General features: G+C 64.2%; 20 protein-coding genes. 15 read left to right on the top strand and 5 right to left on the bottom strand.

What is annotated here, in order from left to right:
* Nucleotides 1-4 precede the first annotated feature (4 nt).
* Nucleotides 5-502 (bottom strand): flavin reductase family protein, encoded by a 498-nt coding sequence (locus AB0K08_RS16190; RefSeq protein WP_363356292.1) that lies wholly within the window; start codon nucleotides 500-502, stop codon nucleotides 5-7.
* Between the two features lie 354 nt (nucleotides 503-856).
* On the opposite strand from AB0K08_RS16190, the gene AB0K08_RS16185 reads away from it, so the two are divergent.
* The 12 genes from AB0K08_RS16185 (at nucleotide 857) to AB0K08_RS16130 (ending at nucleotide 9,874) form a co-directional block, all read left to right on the top strand.
* Entirely contained in the window at nucleotides 857-2,227 is a 1,371-nt protein-coding gene (locus AB0K08_RS16185) for an MFS transporter (RefSeq protein ID WP_363356236.1), read from the top strand.
* A gap of 48 nt (nucleotides 2,228-2,275) precedes the next feature.
* Nucleotides 2,276-2,452, top strand: a complete 177-nt coding sequence (locus AB0K08_RS16180) for a hypothetical protein (protein ID WP_363356234.1) — start codon at nucleotides 2,276-2,278, stop codon at nucleotides 2,450-2,452.
* A gap of 108 nt (nucleotides 2,453-2,560) precedes the next feature.
* Complete coding sequence (locus tag AB0K08_RS16175) at nucleotides 2,561-4,039, top strand: NAD-dependent succinate-semialdehyde dehydrogenase (RefSeq protein ID WP_363356232.1); 1,479 nt, start codon at nucleotides 2,561-2,563, stop codon at nucleotides 4,037-4,039.
* A 358-nt stretch (nucleotides 4,040-4,397) separates the two neighbouring features.
* On the top strand, nucleotides 4,398-4,619 hold the full coding sequence (locus AB0K08_RS16170) for a hypothetical protein (protein ID WP_363356230.1): 222 nt from the start codon (nucleotides 4,398-4,400) through the stop codon (nucleotides 4,617-4,619).
* Complete coding sequence (locus tag AB0K08_RS16165) at nucleotides 4,616-4,966, top strand: hypothetical protein (protein WP_363356228.1); 351 nt, start codon at nucleotides 4,616-4,618, stop codon at nucleotides 4,964-4,966. Before AB0K08_RS16170 ends, AB0K08_RS16165 begins: the two co-directional genes overlap by 4 nt.
* Nucleotides 4,967-5,124: 158 nt before the next feature.
* Nucleotides 5,125-6,174 (top strand): PDDEXK nuclease domain-containing protein, encoded by a 1,050-nt coding sequence (locus AB0K08_RS16160; protein ID WP_363356226.1) that lies wholly within the window; start codon nucleotides 5,125-5,127, stop codon nucleotides 6,172-6,174.
* Nucleotides 6,175-6,600: 426 nt separating this feature from the next.
* Nucleotides 6,601-6,855, top strand: a complete 255-nt coding sequence (gene nrdH / locus AB0K08_RS16155) for a glutaredoxin-like protein NrdH (protein ID WP_363356223.1) — start codon at nucleotides 6,601-6,603, stop codon at nucleotides 6,853-6,855.
* A gap of 46 nt (nucleotides 6,856-6,901) precedes the next feature.
* Nucleotides 6,902-7,138, top strand: a complete 237-nt coding sequence (locus tag AB0K08_RS16150; RefSeq protein ID WP_363356221.1) for a hypothetical protein — start codon at nucleotides 6,902-6,904, stop codon at nucleotides 7,136-7,138.
* Complete coding sequence (locus AB0K08_RS16145) at nucleotides 7,135-7,335, top strand: hypothetical protein (RefSeq protein ID WP_363356219.1); 201 nt, start codon at nucleotides 7,135-7,137, stop codon at nucleotides 7,333-7,335. Before AB0K08_RS16150 ends, AB0K08_RS16145 begins: the two co-directional genes overlap by 4 nt.
* Before the next feature lie 123 nt (nucleotides 7,336-7,458).
* Nucleotides 7,459-7,674, top strand: a complete 216-nt coding sequence (locus AB0K08_RS16140) for a hypothetical protein (protein WP_363356217.1) — start codon at nucleotides 7,459-7,461, stop codon at nucleotides 7,672-7,674.
* 399 nt (nucleotides 7,675-8,073) lie between these two features.
* The gene (locus tag AB0K08_RS16135) at nucleotides 8,074-9,048 is read left to right on the top strand and encodes a DNA-binding protein (RefSeq protein WP_363356215.1); all 975 of its coding nucleotides are present in this window, start codon (nucleotides 8,074-8,076) and stop codon (nucleotides 9,046-9,048) included.
* 205 nt (nucleotides 9,049-9,253) lie between these two features.
* Nucleotides 9,254-9,874: a hypothetical protein gene (locus AB0K08_RS16130; RefSeq protein ID WP_363356213.1), complete on the top strand. Its 621-nt coding sequence runs from the start codon at nucleotides 9,254-9,256 to the stop codon at nucleotides 9,872-9,874.
* Nucleotides 9,875-9,992: 118 nt separating this feature from the next.
* On the opposite strand, the gene AB0K08_RS16125 is transcribed toward AB0K08_RS16130, so the two are convergent.
* The 3 genes from AB0K08_RS16125 to umuD all read right to left on the bottom strand — a co-directional run bounded on the left by AB0K08_RS16125 (nucleotide 9,993) and on the right by umuD (nucleotide 12,454).
* Nucleotides 9,993-10,673 (bottom strand): helicase associated domain-containing protein, encoded by a 681-nt coding sequence (locus AB0K08_RS16125; RefSeq protein ID WP_363356211.1) that lies wholly within the window; start codon nucleotides 10,671-10,673, stop codon nucleotides 9,993-9,995.
* 82 nt (nucleotides 10,674-10,755) lie between these two features.
* Nucleotides 10,756-12,054: a Y-family DNA polymerase gene (locus tag AB0K08_RS16120; protein WP_363356209.1), complete on the bottom strand. Its 1,299-nt coding sequence runs from the start codon at nucleotides 12,052-12,054 to the stop codon at nucleotides 10,756-10,758.
* A complete protein-coding gene (gene umuD, locus AB0K08_RS16115; protein WP_363356290.1) occupies nucleotides 12,038-12,454 on the bottom strand; it encodes a translesion error-prone DNA polymerase V autoproteolytic subunit in 417 nt (138 codons plus the stop codon). The genes AB0K08_RS16120 and umuD overlap by 17 nt, the downstream gene beginning before the upstream one ends.
* 521 nt (nucleotides 12,455-12,975) lie before the next feature.
* On the opposite strand from umuD, the gene AB0K08_RS16110 reads away from it, so the two are divergent.
* From AB0K08_RS16110 to AB0K08_RS16100, 3 genes are all read left to right on the top strand, one after another.
* On the top strand, nucleotides 12,976-13,242 hold the full coding sequence (locus AB0K08_RS16110) for a hypothetical protein (RefSeq protein ID WP_363356207.1): 267 nt from the start codon (nucleotides 12,976-12,978) through the stop codon (nucleotides 13,240-13,242).
* 32 nt (nucleotides 13,243-13,274) lie between these two features.
* The gene (gene nrdH, locus AB0K08_RS16105; RefSeq protein ID WP_363356205.1) at nucleotides 13,275-13,532 is read left to right on the top strand and encodes a glutaredoxin-like protein NrdH; all 258 of its coding nucleotides are present in this window, start codon (nucleotides 13,275-13,277) and stop codon (nucleotides 13,530-13,532) included.
* A 266-nt stretch (nucleotides 13,533-13,798) separates the two neighbouring features.
* On the top strand, nucleotides 13,799-14,443 hold the full coding sequence (locus AB0K08_RS16100; RefSeq protein ID WP_363356203.1) for a hypothetical protein: 645 nt from the start codon (nucleotides 13,799-13,801) through the stop codon (nucleotides 14,441-14,443).
* A 210-nt stretch (nucleotides 14,444-14,653) separates the two neighbouring features.
* On the opposite strand, the gene AB0K08_RS16095 is transcribed toward AB0K08_RS16100, so the two are convergent.
* Nucleotides 14,654-19,468 (bottom strand): type ISP restriction/modification enzyme, encoded by a 4,815-nt coding sequence (locus tag AB0K08_RS16095; RefSeq protein ID WP_363356201.1) that lies wholly within the window; start codon nucleotides 19,466-19,468, stop codon nucleotides 14,654-14,656.
* Between the last annotated feature and the right edge of the window lie 106 nt (nucleotides 19,469-19,574).

The following is a 19,574-nucleotide window of genomic DNA, read 5'->3' as shown; positions in this document are numbered from 1 at the left end:
AGCCTTAGTTGACGATCTGCTCAGTGTGCAGTCGACGAAAAGACGATCCGTGGAAGACCAGGGGTTCCTGATCGGGGTGCTCCCGCAGACTCATAACTTCTAGCAGGACCACGGCATGGTCCCCTGCGGGGACTTCGTTGAGGATCTCACACTCGAGCCATAGGCAGGCGCCAGCGATAAACAGGGCGTTGAGATCGTTCTCGAAGATCTCGAGGCCCTCGAAGCGGTCTCCAGACTTTGAGGCCAGTTGGCGACATGCAGTTGCCTGCTCAGATCCGAGGATCGAAATACCCAAACGGCGGGCATTGCGGAGAGTCGGCCATGTACTGGAAGTGTTCTGAATGGCGAACGACACCAGGGGGGGGTCCATTGATACGCCGACTGTGAAGGAGGAAGCCACGAGACCGGTGGGCGTCCCATCGACAACGCTTGCGATTGCGGCAACGCCTGAGGGAAATCGCGAGAATGCGGGTCGGAGTGCAGCCGGGTCTGGTTTGGTCATGAGTTGCGACATGCGCCTATCCGTTCTGAGTAGGAATATGCCCGGGTTCGATCCACTGCCTCCTCGTAAACAGGACGGTGGCTCCACGGGAATCCGGAAGTGAGAGCATCCTTCGTTCGAAGCGTGCTCTCATATGTCGAGTAAAGCACTGTGTGGTGTACGACACAAGGGTGTGCATGATTTTCTGTCTTGACCCCCCTTTTGGTCATAGATATATTCAACACCGAGATCATGCATTATGATCTGCATCACCCTCTCTTCGGAACACGGGCTCGGCCGAGACTTCGGAAGCGTCTGCGCCCGCCGGCGTCATCCGGACAATCCGGCCCTTTCAATCGACTTCAAGAGGATAAGATGAATGAAGCAATAGCTGTACAGGACGAGAATCAAGTAGGTTCGAGTAATCGACCTTCGGGGCAATTGAGTTCAGATAATCGGCGCAAATCCCTGCGCGCGGTAGCCGTTGGCAATTTGTTGGAATGGTTTGACTGGACCCTATATGGCGTATTCTCCGCCTATCTTGCTGCGAACTTTTTCGACCAGCAAGATTCAACATCTGCACTGCTCTCAACGCTTGCAGTTTTTGCTGGTGGATTCGTTGCCCGGCCGATCGGGGGATTCGTTTTCGGGCGACTGGGAGACAGGGTCGGCAGAAAGACAATCCTGCTCATCACAATGACGCTCTTGGCGTTGTCTAGTCTCGCGTTTGCGATCCTTCCAACTTATGAGCAGATTGGGCCGTGGGCCTCGGCGCTGTTGCTCATCACGCGGCTTGTCCAGGGTCTGGCTCATGGCGGCGAGGCAGGGGTTTCGTATACTTACGTCGCCGAGATTGCACCGAAAGAACGTCGGGGACTCTGGTCCAGCGCCGTCTACGTCAGCGTGAATCTGGGCGTGATGGCCGCTACGGCGCTAGCGGCTGTCCTAGCCGGCATCCTTGCGGATGACGCGATGAACGCTTGGGGCTGGAGGATCGGCTTTGCGCTTGGGGCCGTTCTGGCTCTCTACGTTTTCTACCTTCGCCGTGCAGCCCATGAAACAGATGTGTTCGAGAGCAACAAGGAGAGTGAAAGCACAGAATCTGTCCAGCCAATAACCAAGAGGCAGATGCTCAAGATTGCGCTTTTCATTATCGCCCTATCAGCGGCAATGAACACCTTCTACAGCATCTGGATCACCTTTGCAGCCAGCAATGCCATCGCTGTCTACAAGATGGATGCTTTCGGAGCTTACATTGCTAGCCTCATAGCGCAAGCTTTGGTACTCGGCTTACTGCCGCTCTTTGGTCGGTTGTCGGACCGGATCGGTCGACGCCCCACGATGGTGATGTTCGGCGTCGGTATCATCCTGGCGATCATGCCAATTCAGATGATCCTGTCGGAACAGCCTTGGACGCTTTTCGTGGCCCAGTTCGTCGGCATGGCCGTGTGGGCCATCGGCGTCAGCATCTATCCAGTCCTCATGGCCGAGCTTGTGCCGACAAGGGTTCGCGCCATGGGTGTTGGAGTCGTCATTTCCCTCTCGGCAGCCATTTTTGCGGGCACGTCTGCATACCTCTACACCTGGCTCAATTCCTTGGACTTGGGTTGGGTATTCGATGCCTATCTCGTCGTTCTGGCACTGTTCACGATCGTGGCGGCTGTGAAGATGCGAGAGACTAAGGGAATGGACCTTAACGACGTAGACGCGGACATCACAGGCAAGGCGTCACAAGCGCGACGATGATTCGTATGGCCGAACATGGCCACCGTGAAGCCAAGGAGCGGGGATGATTTGAATGACTCCCCGCTCCTCCACGTAGCCAGGGTGCAGGTCCAGGCTGCCGGCCTGATGGACTTCGGGGCCGCAGGACGGCTGCTACCGACGCCGACAAACTTCCTGTACGCCTCACTAGCAGACGAGGCTGCGCAGATCGAGGCGATCGGCACGCCCACGGCTGCCCAGGCCTAGCGGGGGGCAGTCGAGTCTCCTGATCCGCAAACCCCACTCTGTCCTCCGGCAAGCCGCCACCCCGAAATCCGGAATTCCACAGTCTTCTGATGAAAAGAGGAACAAGCTATGCTTTCCACCCAAGAATCTACGCCCTTGATCGACCCTTCCCTAGAGGCGATACGGTCGATCGCCATGGGCCGCCTCGACGGGGAGGACGGAACGATCCCCGTGGAGGACCCGGCCACCCAGCAGATAATCGCCACCGTTCCCAATCACACCACGGTGAATGCCCTTGAGGCCGTCACACTCGCAGACTCGGCGGGTCGCGAGTGGGGCAAGACCACTCCACGCCACCGATCCGACATCCTCCACGCGGCGTACGCTCACCTGATCGACAGCAAGGATCGCCTCGCAGCCCTCATTAGCCGTGAGATGGGCAAGCCACTTGCCGAGGCCCACGGTGAGGTCCAGTACGCAAGTGACTACGTGCGCTGGTTCGCTGAAGAGATCCTCCGCGGCAGTGGGGGTTACCGAGAATCCCCGTCAGGGGGGTCCACCATCATCACCACTCAAGGTCCGGTCGGGCTCAGCGTGCTTATCACTCCCTGGAACTTCCCCCTGGCTATGGCCACCCGCAAGATCGCCCCGGCCCTCGCCGCCGGATGCGGCGTGGTCATCAAACCCGCCACCCTGACCCCGCTCACCACCTACCTCGTCGTTCAGTTGCTGGAGGAAGCTGGAGTCCCGCAAGGGCTTGTTCAGGTCGTCACCACGCGCAACTCCTCTGCCTTCAGCGAAGCAGTGCTCACCGACCCGAGAGTACGCAAACTTTCGTTCACGGGTTCCACCCCGGTCGGTAGCACTCTGATGGAGCTGGCAGCGAAGAACATCATTAAGAGTTCGATGGAGCTCGGAGGCAATGCACCGCTTCTGGTCTTCGACGATGCGGATTTGGAACGTGCTGCTGAGCAGGCGATGCTCGCCAAGATGCGCAACAACGGCCAGACTTGTGTAGCCGCCAATCGCATCCTCGTCCAAAACGGCATTGCCGACGCCTTCGTCGAGGCCCTCACTGAGAAGACCAGGGCCTTGCGGCTCGGAAACCCACTGGATGAGGCCACTACGCTCGGACCGGTCATCGACCACCGCGCCGTGGAACGACTGTCCCAATTGGTCAATGACGCCATCGCCAAGGGAGCGACACTGCGCACTGGCGGCAGCGTCCCGGATGCCCCCGGCTACTTTTTCGAGGCGACGGTTCTCGACGACATTCCTATCAACGCGGACATCACCTCCACTGAGATCTTCGGTCCGGTAGCCGCAATCAGTCGGTTCTCCACGGAAGAGGAGGCGATTCGCCTAGCCAACGACACCCCGTTCGGCCTGGCCGGCTACGTCTTCACCGAAAACGCCGACCGTGCCTTTAACGTTGCCGAATCGCTCGAGACCGGAATGGTGGGCATCAATCAAGGCATGATCTCGAACGTCGCCGCTCCCTTTGGCGGCGTCAAGCAATCAGGACTCGGTCGAGAGGGCAGCTCGGAGGGTCTTGAGGAATACCAAGAGACCAAGTACTTCAACTTAGCCCGCCGCAGCAGCTCCTGACTCGGTAACCTCCCAAGTGGCTCGCCTCGTAGGCCGTAGTAGACTCAGATACCGGGCGCACGGCCTACGAGGGCCAACCAAGGACTCTTCTATACTCATCAAGCTGGGCTGGTGGCTGTGCCGGGGGTGTTGAGACTCTGGTAGATCTGGCGGGCTAGCTAGATGACCTTTCTCAGTGTGGAAGACGCCGCCGAGCCCTGCGGCAATGACTTCGGTCGGTACAACGAGGCGATGGAACGCCTCAGTCAAGCGCAGAGCGGCTTGGAATCAGCCAGCGAAACCCTCCAATCGGAACGCTCGGCCTGGGACGGTTCCACTTTCGGTACCGGGACAGGCGTCGATCATCGGTGCCTGTCTGTTGCCCGGCCTCTTCTCGAAGGCCGTCTGCCTCGGCGGGATCATCGGCGGCGGTTTGGGTGTCGCCGGCTCTGAGATCGACCGGCAGGCCGATACCTCCAGTGCTGAAGCCGCCGTCGAACAGGCCGAGCTGATGGTCGAGATGGCCGAGGGAGATGCGGAGATCGCCGCTGGAGCGGCGTTCAGCTGCGTGATCCACTTCATCTCCAAGGGAGCCGAATGACCGCCCGCCGCGCCGGCCCGCACCCGGGAGGGGGGATCGGCCTGCCACGGGCTCGGTTCATCCGCAACCTGAAGCCCGATGCCGTCCAAGCCGCCATGGTCGGCCAGTCCACCCTGTCGGCATTCCTGATCCCGCCCAACAACAACGCCTGCGGCCAAGCACTGGAAATCGCCCACTATGTGCGTGACCACAGCCTCGACGTCCTGGCCGAGAACGGCAACTTCACAGACCCGGACAGGCTCCAAGTCCGCGTCACCAACATCGTGCGTGACTACCAAAGCCACACCACCCTCACCTTCGCCAACGCCCTGGGCCTCTCACTGCGTCTGGCACTGGGACAGCAATAGACGCCAGCACGATTAACCCCCAGTCATCTGGACCGGCACCCCGCAGACCCGACCCACACGACATAGCAAGCCTCGACGCCAGCTGAACTGTCAAGGTGTGACGCCTTGGCTCTCCACGGCGCTGCCGGCTGGCGTCGCTGCCGACTAGGGTCGTATCCGTGAAGTCGACCCCCGTGCCCTCCGTCCCCGACGGCTACGCAGCCCTACTGGAATCCCTGAAGAACCGGGTCCGCCAAGCGCAGACTGCAGCCCGCCGAACGGTCAACACAGAACTGGTCGGCCTGTACTGGTCCATCGGCCACGAGATCCTCCTCCGACAAGACCAGCAGGGCTGGGGCGCTGGCGTCGTACGCCGGCTGGCCGACGACCTGCGCGCTGAGTTCCCCCAGATGAAAGGATTCTCCTCCCGGAACCTGCAATACATGCGCAGCATGGTCGAAGCCTGGGGCGCCGCATCAAATGTGCCACAGCCTGTGGCACATTTGCCGTGGGGCCACATCCGGGCCATCCTCGACAAGGCCGAGAACCAGGACCAACGCGACTGGTACGCCGCAGCCGCCGGCGAATACGGGTGGTCCCGCAACGTCCTGCTGAACATGATGATGAACCGGTCCATGGAACGCACCGGCACCGCACCCTCAAACTTCACCCGGCTACTCACTCCCCCGGACTCCGAGCTGGCCCAACAAGCCGCCAAAGACCCCTACGCCTTCGAATTCCTCGACCTGAGCGGAGCAGTCGCCGAACGCGACCTCGAGCAAGCACTGACCGACCGCATCGTCGAGACCCTGCGGGAACTCGGACCCGGCTTCGCCTTCGTGGGCCGACAGGTCCACGTAGAAGTCGCCGGTGACGACTTCTACATCGACCTGCTCTTCTTCCACGTCGAGCAACTGCGCTACTTCGTCATCGAACTCAAGACCGGCAGGTTCCAACCCGAATACGCCGGCAAACTCAACTTCTACGTCGCCCTCGTCGACGACCAACTCCGCCGCCCCGCCCACTCCCCCACCGTCGGCATCCTGATCTGCGGCAGCAAGAACGACCACACCGTCAGGTACTCCCTAGGCCGGTCCACCTCACCCATGGCCGTCGCCGCCTATACCTACGACCAGCTAACCCCCGCCGACAAGAACCTCGTCCCCGCCGAAGACCAACTCACCGCAGCCCTCGACGCTCTACCCGACGACGAGCAACCCACAGACTGACCGGAAACGATCCACTCCCCCACGGCGATTTTCGAACGCCAGTCGACAGGCCACTCCCCCGGCGGAAGCGGGCCTCCAAGCACACCGGTCATACCCGCGAGACCTCACATACTCTGTCAGTCCGGAAGTTCGTAAGTCTGGCAGTCACAGACTCCCTGGCCACCCCAGAAAGCCAGCTGGGGACGAACGGAAGGTAGCAGCGAGGGCCGAGGGGCACTGCGAGTCACCTGCGCGAGCGAGCGGCTTCTGCGGCGGCCTTCTTCCGCGGACACCCAGCCCGGAGGCATCCGGACGGGCCCACCAGCGCAGCGGGCAACGGGAACAGCATCGGCCAAAAGCCGGGGAAAATCCCTGAAAACCCTTGCCTCCCACCATCTACAATAGTACTATTAGAAGTGTTAGGGGAACACTACGGAGGGATCCATCATGGACACCATCACCGTCTACACCACTGGACCCAGCTGCATGCAATGCACCATGACCAAACGCGCCATGACCAAAGCCGCCCTGCCGTTCGAGGAGGTCAACCTCCGAGTCAGCCCCGCCGCCCTGGAATACGTCCAGGACGAACTCGGCTACGACCAGGCCCCCGTCGTCGTCGCCGGCGACGAGGACCACTGGTCCGGATTCCAACCCGACGAGATCACCCGCCTCGCAGCACTGCACGCCGCCGGCGCCTGAACCGCCCCAACCATCTCCACCCCCTCCCCCTGAGAAAGGCTGCTCATTGGCCGACAAGCCCAAAAAGGTCGGTTTCTACCAGGACCCGGACGACACCGCCCGAATGCGGGGCGCCTATCTGCACACCGTCGCCACCGAAGGCCACCGCTCACTGAGCGCCTTCATCGACCACGCCGTCATGACAGAAGTCCAGCGCCTCGAGGCCGAATACAACCACGGTCAACCCTTCCCACCCGTGACTACCCGTCAGATGCCCCAAGGACGCCCCCTCAGCGAAGAATGACCAGCCAGACCCCAGGGCGAGGGAAGCATGAGGCGCAGCACGGGGCCGACAACCTCATGGCGGGGCATCCCGTCCAAGAGATCCTGCCCCACCTCGACCCCCGACAGCGTGAGGAGACCGTCTCCGGCATCCATCCCCGCTGCTACCCCGGAGCCGAGTTCGGCGACGGTATCGACGCCGCACTGATCCGCGACTGACCCAAAGATGTCCGCCCTGCTGTCTACGCTTTGGCCAAGAGCTACGAGGCCCACCGGGGCAGACCACCAAGAACCTGCCGGAGTACATACCCCGCGCATGTTGAGCGAAGAGGAGGCCGAACGATGGAGACGTTGACGGATATCCAAGCCACGGTTCTGGATTGGCTGGTGGTGTTCTCCGGCGCAATCGTTATTGCAGGACTGGGGTTAATCGTGCTGACGGCGATTGAACGACGCAGACGCAACCCAAGTACCCCCGTTCACTTTCCCTATGGCATCGGGGCGTTCGTCGTGGTCCTGGGCGTCGCCGGCGGGCTCATCGTCCTCTTCCTCCGCTAGCGCCCGGCAGCCCCCGCCAGCATCGATGCCGGTCCCGGCCGGGGGAGCTTGGGCGGTCCTGCCATCACCTGCGGTGGTATCGGCTGGGCACGTCGGGTGCCGCCGGGCAAGAAAGGCGTGTGTTCAGTGCCTGGCTCTGACCCGACGCCGGCTCCAGGTTTAGTCGCCTGGGGTCGGCGCCCGTTGTGTCCCGTCAGGATGCGGCAGGCAGGCAGGCCGCACTGCCTGGACCCCCGTAGCCCGCGTGGATCCTGCTGCGACGGCGGCACCGAGGCGACGGTGGCCGTTTAGACCCCTCGAGGGCGCGCGCCGGGCGCGAAGCCCCGGTGAGACCAGCTGGACGAGAAGTAATAATAGGAGTAACGTAACTATTCTTACTTCTCGTCTCAGGGGGCTCCGATGACCACGACATCGACCACGTCAGCTCAGGACCGCGTTTTCGCGGCCTGCGACCAGCTCGAGGCTGCCGGGGAGCGCATTACCGTGGCCACGGTGCGCCGGCAGGCTCAGGTCTCCATGCAGGATGCCTCCGAGGGCGTGCGCGCCTGGCGTGAGGCCCACACCCAGGCTCAGTCCGTGCCCGAGCCGCCCGAGGCCGTGGCCCGGGCGCTCCGCGGCGCCTGGGGGGCGGCGTTGATGGCAGCGCGGGCTGAGGTGGAGCACCAGGCCGCCGAGGCGCGGCAGGCCCAGGAGCACGCTGAAGCCGAGGCGGCCGACCTGCTCGCCGCGGTGACCGAGACCGAGGCCGGCCGCGACGAAGCCCTCGGTGAGCTGGAACGAGCCCGGGCCGAACTGACCAGGGCCCAGGCTGAACTGCAGGTGGCGGCGGGACAAGCCTCCGACGCGGTCCAGGCCCGCGCCCGCGAGGAGGGCCGGCGAGAGCAAGCCGTCAACGAAGCCGGCCGGCTCCGTGGAGAGCTCGAGGAGGCCCAGGAACGGGTCCGCGAGTTCCGTGAGGTCGCCGAGCAGGCGAAGGTCCAGGCCGATCAGGACCGCCAGGCCCGGACCCAGGCCGAAGCGGACACCAGGGCCGCGCAAACAGCCCTCGCCGAGGCTGAGATCAGTCGGGACGAGGCCCATAGCGCGCTCGAGACCTCGCGATCCGAGGTGACGGCGGCACAGACTGAGCGGGACCAGGCGGTCGAAGCCGCCACCCAAGCCGGTCAGGCCCAGGCGCAGGAGAAGATCCGGCGGGAGCAGGCCGAAGCTGATGTGAAGAAGTTGCGCAAAGACCTCAAGGGTTCCCAGGAGAAGCTCCGCACCGCCGGTGCCGAGACGAAACGCCTCGGCGCCGAGTTGGCCGCGGCACAAGAGGAGCTTCGGGGGCTGCGCGAGGAGGGCCCTCGGGTACGAGAGCGCCCCAAGCCCGAATAGCAACAGGCCCCACCGGGGCAATGAGGGGAGTGGTGGGAATGGTCCTCCATGAGACGGGGAATGACGCCGACCTGGTCGTCGCCAGGGCCTTCCGGTCGGCCGCAGCCGCCCGGTCCGAGGCCGTCCTCGCCCTCAAAACGGTGCACAGAACCAGAAAATATGCTGGCCAGCACGACGCGCCACGGGGCACCTGTCCATGACCGACATGCAGCCACGCCCTGAGGACACCGGCGGGTGGAGGGGCGCCGACCGGACGACACACCGGCCCGCACCTCGGCCGCCGGCGATCGCCTCGCTGCCCACCCCGCAGGCAGCAGACGCGGTGCGTCTGGTCTGGTGGCTCCAGACAGGTTTCCGCCACGGGATGACCAAGGGCGGTGCCGGTGCGCGGCTGCTGTCCGGGGTCCTGTGGATCGGCTGGTGGCCAGCAGTCCCACTCCTGATCATCGTCCAAGCCTTTCTGCTGCTGGGTAGCCGTCGGTCCCGGTACTACCTGAGTCCGGACCGGGAGGCAGTGCTGGCAATCCGTGCCACCGGCCAGGGGTGGCACCTCCAGGACCACCAGAGCCGCCGGCCCGGCACTGGAGCCGGCCGGGCGCTGCGTGCGCAACTGATACCGACCCTGCTGGATGCCGCCGACCGGGACGGCGTCACGATCTACACGACCGCCGCCACCACCCGCCTGGCGGCCCGGTACGCCGCCGAGCTGCCCGGCCTGACCGACATCGGTCAGGGGTGGCCCCGCGGCCGCCTACTGCACCGCCCACCCCGCACACCCCGCGGGCCCGACATCACCGCCCAGCCTGGCGCCCGGCCCTCGGAATGAGACCGCCGTCGAACCCGGCCCCACGCCGGTGGTTCTTCGCCGAGACGAACCTGACCGGCCCTCCGCCGGCGCCCGTCCCCAGCCCCCTGTGATGAGCACCGGGTAAAGGGGAGGTGCGCTAGGTCGGTCTCGGAGAGGCACGGGTCTGCGCCCATCCCGGGACCTGCCGGTCCAGCCAGAACCGGTGCTGCGGATCCAGGCTCCCGTCGCGTAGTGCCTGCCGCTGCTCGGAGAACCAGCGGGCCAGCTGCCGCTCACCAGGCTCGGAATCCCGTTGTCGTTTGACCGGATGGTGGCCGTGCACGTCGATGAAGACCAGCAGCTGCACCAGGTTCTGTCGCCATTGGGCCTCGTACTCGATGCTGCGGTCATCGACCCGCCACGAGGGCAGCACCCGGTCCAGCCAGCGCGCCCGGTGCTCGGCCAGCCGTCCGTGCCGGTCGGCAGAGCGGGCGATGGTCAGCCAGTGCGCCAGGGCCCACTCGGTGCCCTTCGACCGGCCCGTGGTGTCCGAGGAGAGGTGCGGGCGCCGGCCGTGCGTGGCCAGGAAGGCCTCGAACTCCTCGAGGCGGGCCCTGAACCGCCGGTCCGGGTCCGACAGGCTAGCCGGACGCGGGCGCGGCCCGTGCAGCACCAGCGGCGGGGGTGCGAGGCCGCCCCGCACCGTTTCTGCGTGGCGGGCCAGGTACTCGCCCACGTACCGGGGGGACCGGTCGTTCAGGTGGGCGATCACGTCCACGGGGATGCCGGCGTCGGCCATCATCACCCACTCCGGGTGGATGCGCCGCGGTTTCCCCATCCGCCGAGCGTATCCCCGCCAGCAGCCAGGACTCACGGAGCCTTACGGGTCCCGGTGTCTGGGGGGTGTCCGTTGCGCATGGCTATAGGTGGGCTGTGACGAGTTCGTCCCAGTGGGTGGTGGCTCTGGGGGAGAGCATGGCGCGGCGCATCTGCCACGAGGGGGGCGTTCCGAGGCCGCCGTATCCCAGGCCGATACTCCCGATCCCGAAGCGGTCCACTACGGCATCCAGGGTGGGTCCGAGGTTGCGGCCTTCACCGGGTGGGCCGAGGCCGGGCAGGGTCTCGGCCTGGCCGGCGGGGCGCAGATCGGTGAGCACGACGCCGGCCCGCACGTACCGGGTGCCCGGGCGGGTCAGCTCGGCCAGGCCCAGGGCCCCGCGTGCGATCGTCAGCGGCTCTGCCGTCGGCACGGGCAGCACGGCACTGAGCTGAGGGGAATGGGGTTCCTGGTCCGTGGCGAACGGTGAGGTCGAGGCCCAGGCCGTGAGCACCCGGGCCTCTTGGCCGGCGCTGCGCAGGCGGGAGGCGAGTTGCTGGGCGTAGATGGACAGGACCTGGCGCATCGCGGTGGTGGTGGTGACCGGTTCGGAGAAACTGCGTGAGTAGATGAGCTGGTCCTTGTACTGGCGGGGTTCTTCTTCCAGCCGGATGCAGGGGGTGCCGCGCAGCTCGCGCACGGTGCGCTCCACGACCACCGAGAACCGCCGCCGCATCTCACCGGGGTCCTGGGCGGCGAGGTCCGCGGCGGTGTGGATGTTCAGGTGGGCCAGGCGGCGGCCGAGACGCCCGGCCACGCCCCACAGGTCCGTGACGGGGATGCTGGCCAGAATGGTGTCCCGTTGGGTGGGAGAGTAGGCCCCGAAGTGGCACACCCCGACCCGAGACAGGGGTGGGGAGCGTTTCACCCCGAGGAGGGCGACCTTCGCCAGGGTCTTGGTGGGGGCGATGCCCACACGCACGGGGATCCCGGTGCAGCGGGCCACGTCCTGGCGGATGCGCCGGCCGAGCTGCACCAGGTCTTCCACGGTGCCGCGCGCACCGATGAAGGACTCATCGATGCTGTAGACCTCTTGCCAGGCGGCGTGCCGGCCGATGACCTCCATGACCCGCGCCGAGAGGCTGCCGTACAGCTCGTAGTTGGAAGACCGCGCCACGATCCCCTGGGTGGCGGCGAGGGGCTCGAGCTTGAACCAGGGCATGCCCATCGGGATCCCCAGTGCCTTGGCCTGGTGGGACATGGCCACGACGCAGCCGTCGTTGTTGGACAGCACCACCACCGGGCGGTCCTCCAGGCTGGGGTCGAAGACCCGCTCGCATGAGGCGTAGAAGCTCTGGCAGTCCACCAGGGCGAGCATGGCCTCATCAGGCGCGCGGGACATGGTGCAGGGCGACCGTGACCACGCCCCAGATGCGCAGGTCTGACAGTGAGGGGACGGTGATGTCGGGATAGGCCGGGTTCTCGGAGGAGAGCACCACCCGGTCCGCGTCGATTCTGAGCCGCTTCACGGTCAGTTCACCGTCGAGCACGGCGATCACCACGTGGCCGTGCTGGGGACGGATCGAGCGGTCCACCACCAGCTCGTCGCCGTCCCAGATCCCGGCACCGGTCATCGAGTGCCCCCGCGCCCGCACCAGGTACGTCGAGGCCCGGTTGGGCATCAGATGCTCGGTCAGGTCGATCTCGGCGGTGGAGTAGTCCTGGGACGGGGAGGGGAACCCGGCCTGCACCACGCCGTCCTCGACCCGGGTTCGGAGCTGGGCGCCGATGCCCTCAGCCAGGGCCCGGACCTCGGTTGCCAGCAACTCCCCACCCCACCTGAATCGAAGATATGTTCGATTAGTAATCGTACACGCGGCCGGTGGAAGCCGATGGATACGCCAACCCATGGCCGCCTGAAGGGTCCTCGGGGATCCCGGGTCAGGACTGGGTGGGGTTCCTCGCCTGCTCGGAACCCCACTGATGGTCGGCCGCAAGCGGCCGGCTGTTGGCCTGTCCCGCCGGAACGGCGGCGGAGCAGGGCGGGCCCTGACGGGCCATCTTTTTTGCCTGCTGTCCTTCGGATTATGCGCCCCGGCTCCACCGGCACAAGCCCCTGCGCTGGCGCTCCGGGGCCGGGCAGGGCAGAACTTCTGCTCGGTGGTCGCAGGCTCCCTTATTTCCTCGCAGAACTTCTGCCCTGCCCGCCCTGCGGGTTGATGCCGGTTCCGTCCGGGGCAGCTTCACTGCGTTTCGCCAGCAGGCAAAAAACAAGGGGGGAGAGGAACAAGCCCACCACCCCCACGGCGAGAGGAACCCCGCGATGAGCCAGTACGCGATCTACGACAGCATGCAGGACCACAGTGCCGACATCCTGACCCCCACCTGCCCGTTCTGCGGCCAGCAGGGATGGATCACCGTCCCCCAGGCCGGGGCTGATGCCCTGATGGAGGGTCACCCCGTCCAGGACGCCCTACCTGAGCTTGATCACCGACTGCGCGAGCAGATCACCAGCGGCATCCACCCGCGCTGCTTCCCTGGAGCCGAGTTCGGCGAGGGCATCGACCCCGACCTGATCCACGGCCCCTGAACCCGACAATCCCCACTGGAAAGGACCAGACCATGACCACCGTGACCGTTTACAGCAAGCCGGCCTGCGTGCAGTGCAACGCCACCTACCGGTCCCTTCAGAACAAAGGCATCGCCTACGAGACCGTGGACCTATCCCAGGATGCTGCCGCGCTGGAACGGGTGCGTGCCCTGGGGCACCTGCAGGCCCCCGTCGTCATCACGAGCAGCGGGGACCACTGGTCCGGGTTCCGCCCGGACAAAATCGAAGAACTCGCCCAGCAATCAACCCGGGAGCTGGGGCGGACTTGATGCAGGGACATCTCGACGGCCTGGATCTGCTGGTCGCGGCGGGACCGAGGATCGCCCCGCCGCCCCGTCTGGTGTCTGCCGTGCTCTCTAGACTGGCGACCAGCGCCCGCGTCTTCAGGGCGGTGGATGGCAACTCGATCTACTGGAGATTGGCTGGCCGCCAACCCAAGGCATGACGAGCCCCGAAGAAGAAGTCATCGCTGGGTCTTGATCCAGGTGAGCACTGTTGCTGAGGTGACGAGGCAAGTAGGCGTAGCTTGAAAGCCATGAATATATGGGAGGGCTTCGGAAGTTCGATAGTTGCTGCGGCAGTCGGTGCGTTGGTTGCAGTCCTGGCCGTGCATCTGTCGAATGTCGCGGCTCGTCGTTCCTGGTACCACCAGCGACGAATTGAAGCCTTCGCCCAAGTCCTAGATGGCTGGCACCAGTGCTGGGATGTGGCCAGCCGCAACTGGGATTCCTACCCTCGCCGCGAGTCACCACACGGTGAGGCTTCCGAAGCTGCTGGACCAGAGTGGTCGTCGCTGGAAGACGTACTGGAACGACGGGATGGCGACCTATTGCAGACGGTCAATACGACTTACTCTGCAGTGGGTGCCTGGGCGCTGTATCTGGATGAATCCGGTAGAGAGATCGAGGCTGCAACTCGCCGTGCCTTGGGAGTGTTATACGGCGAATGGGACTATTCAGGGCACCTTGAGAAGGGGTCCCTGATGATGTGGATTGACGAACCGTTCATGTCCGATTGGGATCGTTACCTTGATCTTTCCCGCCGCTGGCACCGCGCACATTCGAAACGGGCAAAGAGACCGATCAGCAAAGAGCTGAGGTCAATGTGGCGCTCGGAGCCGAAAACTAAACAAGACATCGTCGAGGAACTTGGCCACGCCCGCAGGTATTTCGTGGAGTAGGGAGTGGTGGGCGCAACTTCTTGCGGCTTTCCACGCTGTATCGATGGTGTCACTTTCAGAATCCGACGACACCCCAAAGCCAGTGATCTTGATGCTCGGCGGGCAGGCCCGTGGTTATGCGCCTGATGCCGGGAGAAGCCCTATCTGGCATGGAAGGGCGACCTATGGCCCTCTAAGCGTACGTTGCATCGAACCCAACGTCTGGTCTCGCTAGCCCAAGTCCAGATCCGGGAGAGAGTTCATTAGTTTGGTGGTCTCCACACTTAGGGCGGTGATGCGACCAATGAGATCGATGATGTACCGGGGCTGGTGGTGTTCGCGAGACCAGTCATTGGGGTCGTTGACGATCCCGGAGGCCTTGTCCGTCTTGACTTGGTAGCGCTCGAGGATCCAATCAAGACCGGACCGGGAGCCAAGCATGTACTCCTGGGCATCTTCGGGGATCCCGGAGATTGTCACGTAGGAGTTGTACGTGATGGTCGTCTTGTCCCAGGCTCCGGACTTGCCGCCATACTTCATCTTGGTCACCGCATACCGCTCATAGGGGTCCTCCGGGGCCGCCGGGGACACCGTCTCCAAAAGTGGGTATGGCTCCAAGCCCTCGTAGCCGATGTGCAGCTCTGACAATCGCTGGCCGGCGTGGACGAAGGCCTCGAAGCGCCCCCTGCCGAGGACCAGGGGGATGCGGGGCTGGGCCTTGCGCAGGTTCGCCTCGTACCGGGTTCTGTATTCCGGTGAGTGCAGCAGCCCGTAGACATAGTGGAAGATGTCGTCCTTAGTGACCTGCGACCCGAAAGCCTGTCTGTACTCGGTGAGCGCGCATTCGGTGATGTTGTCCTGCGCAGCCGTATCTCCGAGTAGGGAGGCCTGATCTTCCCCGGTGTAGAAGTAGCGTGCAAAAAACTGACCGCCACTTGATCCCCACATCGCGAGGTCTGGAATTGAGTCAGTGGCTATTACAGAGAAGGGCTTGTCGCTGCCTGCCGAGACTATGTAGAAGCCGAGGTTCCCGTCGTTAGGTGAAGGAAAGAATCGGCTGTGCTGCCCGATAACTTCATTTAACAAGGGGTCCAAGTAGACAGATTGCTTCTGAAACGGCCGGTACAAAGACGTCCGCAACGCTGAATCGTCGGCCGACAAGATGGCCCCCCGACTCAGAGATGTCCTCAATCCGCGGGACCAGCTGATTTTCGTGGCGTCGGCGGTGATGAAATCGTTTAGGGGTTCAGGCCGGCCGGCTTCTGTCCAACGGTCGAGTGCGGCGTTGTAGTTGTCGATCATCCGATTGACGTTGCTGAGGACCTTCACTGTTGAGGAGTTGTAGACCCACGCGTCGCGGTTGGTTGCTAGCCCCGGCCCGCTCCTAACGAAGATGCTGCGGCCGGTCTTGTCCTTCTTGCCCCCAAGGGGTGCGTAGGTCTCGTAGTGGGGGTCGCGTTGATTGATCCAATCACCGTGCTCGTTCGGTTTGATGGTTTCCCAATCGAGGGTGTCGAGGGTGGCCTCGGCGATGGTGGAGAGTTTGGTGGTGCGGTCGAGGTAGTCGCCGATGTCCTTGTAGTGCAGGGTGCACTTCTCGACGAGGCCGGGGCGCTTGACCAACAGCATGATCGCCGTGGTGGTCTTGGAGCCTTCGCCGAAGATGTTGTCTTTCTCCTTGCGACGAGTCTCGCCAGCAGTCCTGGCGTTGCCGCGGAGGTTGTAGACGTAGATGTCGTGGAACTCATCCGCCAAGGTGAGGCGGAGGCCGTCGGCGGAGTTCGAGTCGATGTAGCCGCCGTTGGAGACGTAGCAGACCACCCCGCCGTGTTCTGAGTTGAGGATGCGGTTGGAAGCCCAGCGGATGGCGCGGATATAGGAGTCGTAACTTGTGCGCGAGCTGGTGGCAGCCGAATGAGCGACATAGGTGGAACGGATGCTCTCGTCCAGCGTCGGATATGACTGGTTGGCGTTGTTGTCGTTGCTGCTGGTCTGTCCTGCGGAGTAGGGCGGGTTGCCGATGATGACGCGAATGTCCAGGGCGTTCTGCTCTAGGACGCGGTCGTTGTTGTTGGTGAAGACCTTCGTATCGAGGGTGTCGCCGTCCTCGGTCATCTGGAAGGTGTCAGTGAGCACGATCCCCTCGAAGGGGGCGAAGTCCTCGACTTCGTGGCCTTGGGCTACTTCGAGGGCGGTGTGGAAGGTGGCTTCGATGTTGATGGCGGCGATGTAATAGGCCATCAGCAGCATCTCGTTGGCATGTAGCTCATGGGCGTACTTCCGGGCCAAATCATGGGGGCTGATGAGCCCGGACTGGATCAGCCGGGTGATGAAGGTCCCGGTCCCGGTGAACGGGTCCAGTACGTGCACGCCTTCGTCGGTCAGGGAGGCCCCGAAGTCCTTGACCAGGACGTCGTCGACGGCTCGGAGGATGAAGTCCACGACCTCGATCGGGGTGTAGACGATGCCCATGGATTCGGACACGTGGGGGAAGGCGAGCTTGAAGAAGCGTTCGTAGAGCTCGGTGATGATCTTCTGCTTGCCGGCTGCATTGGTGATGCCCTCGGCCCGGATGCGTACGGAGCGGTAGAAGTCCTCCAGGGAGTGGGTCTCGGTGTCCAGGTGGTAGGCGTCCAGGGTGGCGAACATGGAGTCCATGACCTGGGAGACCGGGTTGTGCGCGGTGAAGTCATGGTCGGTGAACAGGGCGTCGAAGACCGGTTTGGTGATCAGGTGCTGGACCAGCATGTCCACGGCGTCGTCGCGGCCGATGCCCTCGTTGAGGTTCCCGCGTAGCCCCTGGAGGAAGACCTCGAATTCCTCGGCTGGGCGGGGGTCTTCACCGTCGAGTAGGGCCCGGATGCGGGCGGTCTGGCGGCCGGCAATGTCCTTGACGTCCTTGGCCCAGTCCTCCCAGTACCGGCGGTCCCCGACCTTCTTGACCATGCGCGCGAAGATCGCGTTCTCCCACTCCGCGGCGTTGCGCATGGAGAACAACACCCCCTGCGCATCTTTCTCCCCGTCGCCGGGAGTGCGATCGTTGTCGTCGCCGGTGCCGATGCCGATGACGTCGACGCGGTCGTTGGCCGTGCGGTCGAGGTCGATCTTGTTGACCATCGCGTCGAACCGGTCGTCGTGGGCGCGCAGCGCTTGGAGGACGTCCCAGACGACCTTGTACTTCTTGTTGTCGTTCAGCGCGGTCTCGGGGTCCTGGGAGGCTGGGACGGCGATGGGCAGGATGATGTACCCGTATTCCTTGTTCGTGGTCGTGGACTTGCGCATCACCCGGCCCACGGACTGGACTACGTCGACCTGGGAGTTGCGCGGGTTCAGGAACAGCACCGCGTCCAGGGAGGGCACGTCCACGCCCTCGGTGAGGCACCTGGCGTTGGTCAGGATCCGGCAGGTGTCGGTGCCGGCCTCGTCCTGGAGCCAGTCAAGGCGCCTCGAGCGTTCGAGCACGTTGAACGTGCCGTCCACGTGCTCGGCCTCCAAGCTGAGAGCCGGGCCGTTGCCGGTGTGGTTGGCGACCAGTTCTCGGCCGACGCGTTCGAACTGGGCGGCGGTGGCCTTGGATTCCTTGATGTTCCGGGCGAAGGCTACCGCCCGGTGCATCGGGGTGGTGTCGGTGATGGAGAGGCGTTCGCCGTTGACCCCGCGCTTGGACAGCCCGTTCCAGCAGCCCACGATCCGGGCCACGTCGTCCAGGTTCAGGTCCCCGTCCTCGGCCAGCAGGGATTGGAAGGAGGAGGCCACGGATTCCTCGTCCACGGCCAGGATGAGGACCTTGTAGTCGGCCAGGTGGCCCATCTCCACGGCTCGGCCGAAGCCGAGGTGGTGGAACTCGGGCCCGTAGGTGGCCTCGTCGTCCATGGAGTAGGTGAGGATCCCGTCGCGGGCGGCCTTGGCCTTGGAGTCCTCCACGTAGATCCGCGGGGTCGCCGTCATGTACAGGCGCTTGTCCGCCTCGATGAAGTCTGCGTCGTGGACCCGGATGAACGCCGAGTCGTCCGCGCTGGGCTGGGAGATCCCGGTGGTGCGGTGGGCCTCATCGCAGATGACCAGATCAAACTCAGGTAGCCCCTGTTGCTGGGCCTGGTGGATGACGTCGATGGACTGGTAGGTGGAGAACACCACCGACACGGTGTCCTGGCCGGTGCTGATCGCGAACCGGGCGGCCAGCTTGGTCGGGTCCGTGGTGGCAGGGAACCCCAGGTCGTGTACGGCGACGTCCTCGTCGTCCTTTCTCCGGCCTACGGACGTGTCGGAGCAGACCGCGAACGGGCGCAACGGGACATCGGCCTGGGCGGTCCACTCGTCCAGGGACTGCTGCAACAAGGCGATCGAGGGGACGAGGAATAGCACGGAGCCGCCGGCCGGGACGTGTTCCTCGACCAGCTTCAGGGAGGTGAAGGTCTTGCCCGTGCCGCAGGCCATGATCAGCCGGCCTCGGTCGTGGGTCTCGAACCCGGCCCGCACGTCGTCGATGGCCTCGCGCTGGTACTTCCGCGGGAGCTTGCCCGGGCCCTTGACCATCTGCTCGGGGGCGGCGAGGTCGAACTGGGACCAGTCGATGGTCGAGCCGGCGAAGTCCTGCAACCGGACGCGCTGGACCTGCTTGGACTGGCTGTCCAGGGCCGCTTCGGCGTGTTTGGACCACTTGTCCGTGGTGGAGACGATCATCCCCTCGGAGAACTCCTGGTGGCCCAGTTCGGTGAAGAACGAGTCGATGTGCTGCTTCTGCAGCGTGCGCTCTGGGTCGTAGAACTTCGCCTGGATCGCCACGTATTCGGCGGTGTATCGGTCCTGGGCGACCAGATCCACCCCGGTGTCCACTCGGCCGTCGCGGCCGGGCCAGTCCTGCCACAACCACACGTCCGAGAACCGATCGGCGTATTTCGGTTCCAGCTGCAGGTACCGCTTGAGCATCCGCTCGAACGCCGTGCCCCGTTCCCGCTGGCTGGACTCCAGGAAGAACAGCTTGTCGAAGACCCGACCGAACGAAGCCTGCTGAGTCTCGATTGAGGTGTCCGATGCAACAGTCATGAGGCGTGTCCTTCCCGGTCAATTAGACCGACGCAACTGGGCTTGTCCAGGCGACGGTGCTTAGGACAGCTTCTTCATCCTCCCAGCAGTCATCGCCAGTCATCGA

The sequence above is a fragment of the Citricoccus sp. NPDC055426 genome, from assembly GCF_040677445.1.
Lineage (GTDB): Bacteria > Actinomycetota > Actinomycetes > Actinomycetales > Micrococcaceae > Citricoccus.
Note: the sequence above shows the minus strand (reverse complement) of the source record. Positions and strands in the feature narration are given on the sequence as shown.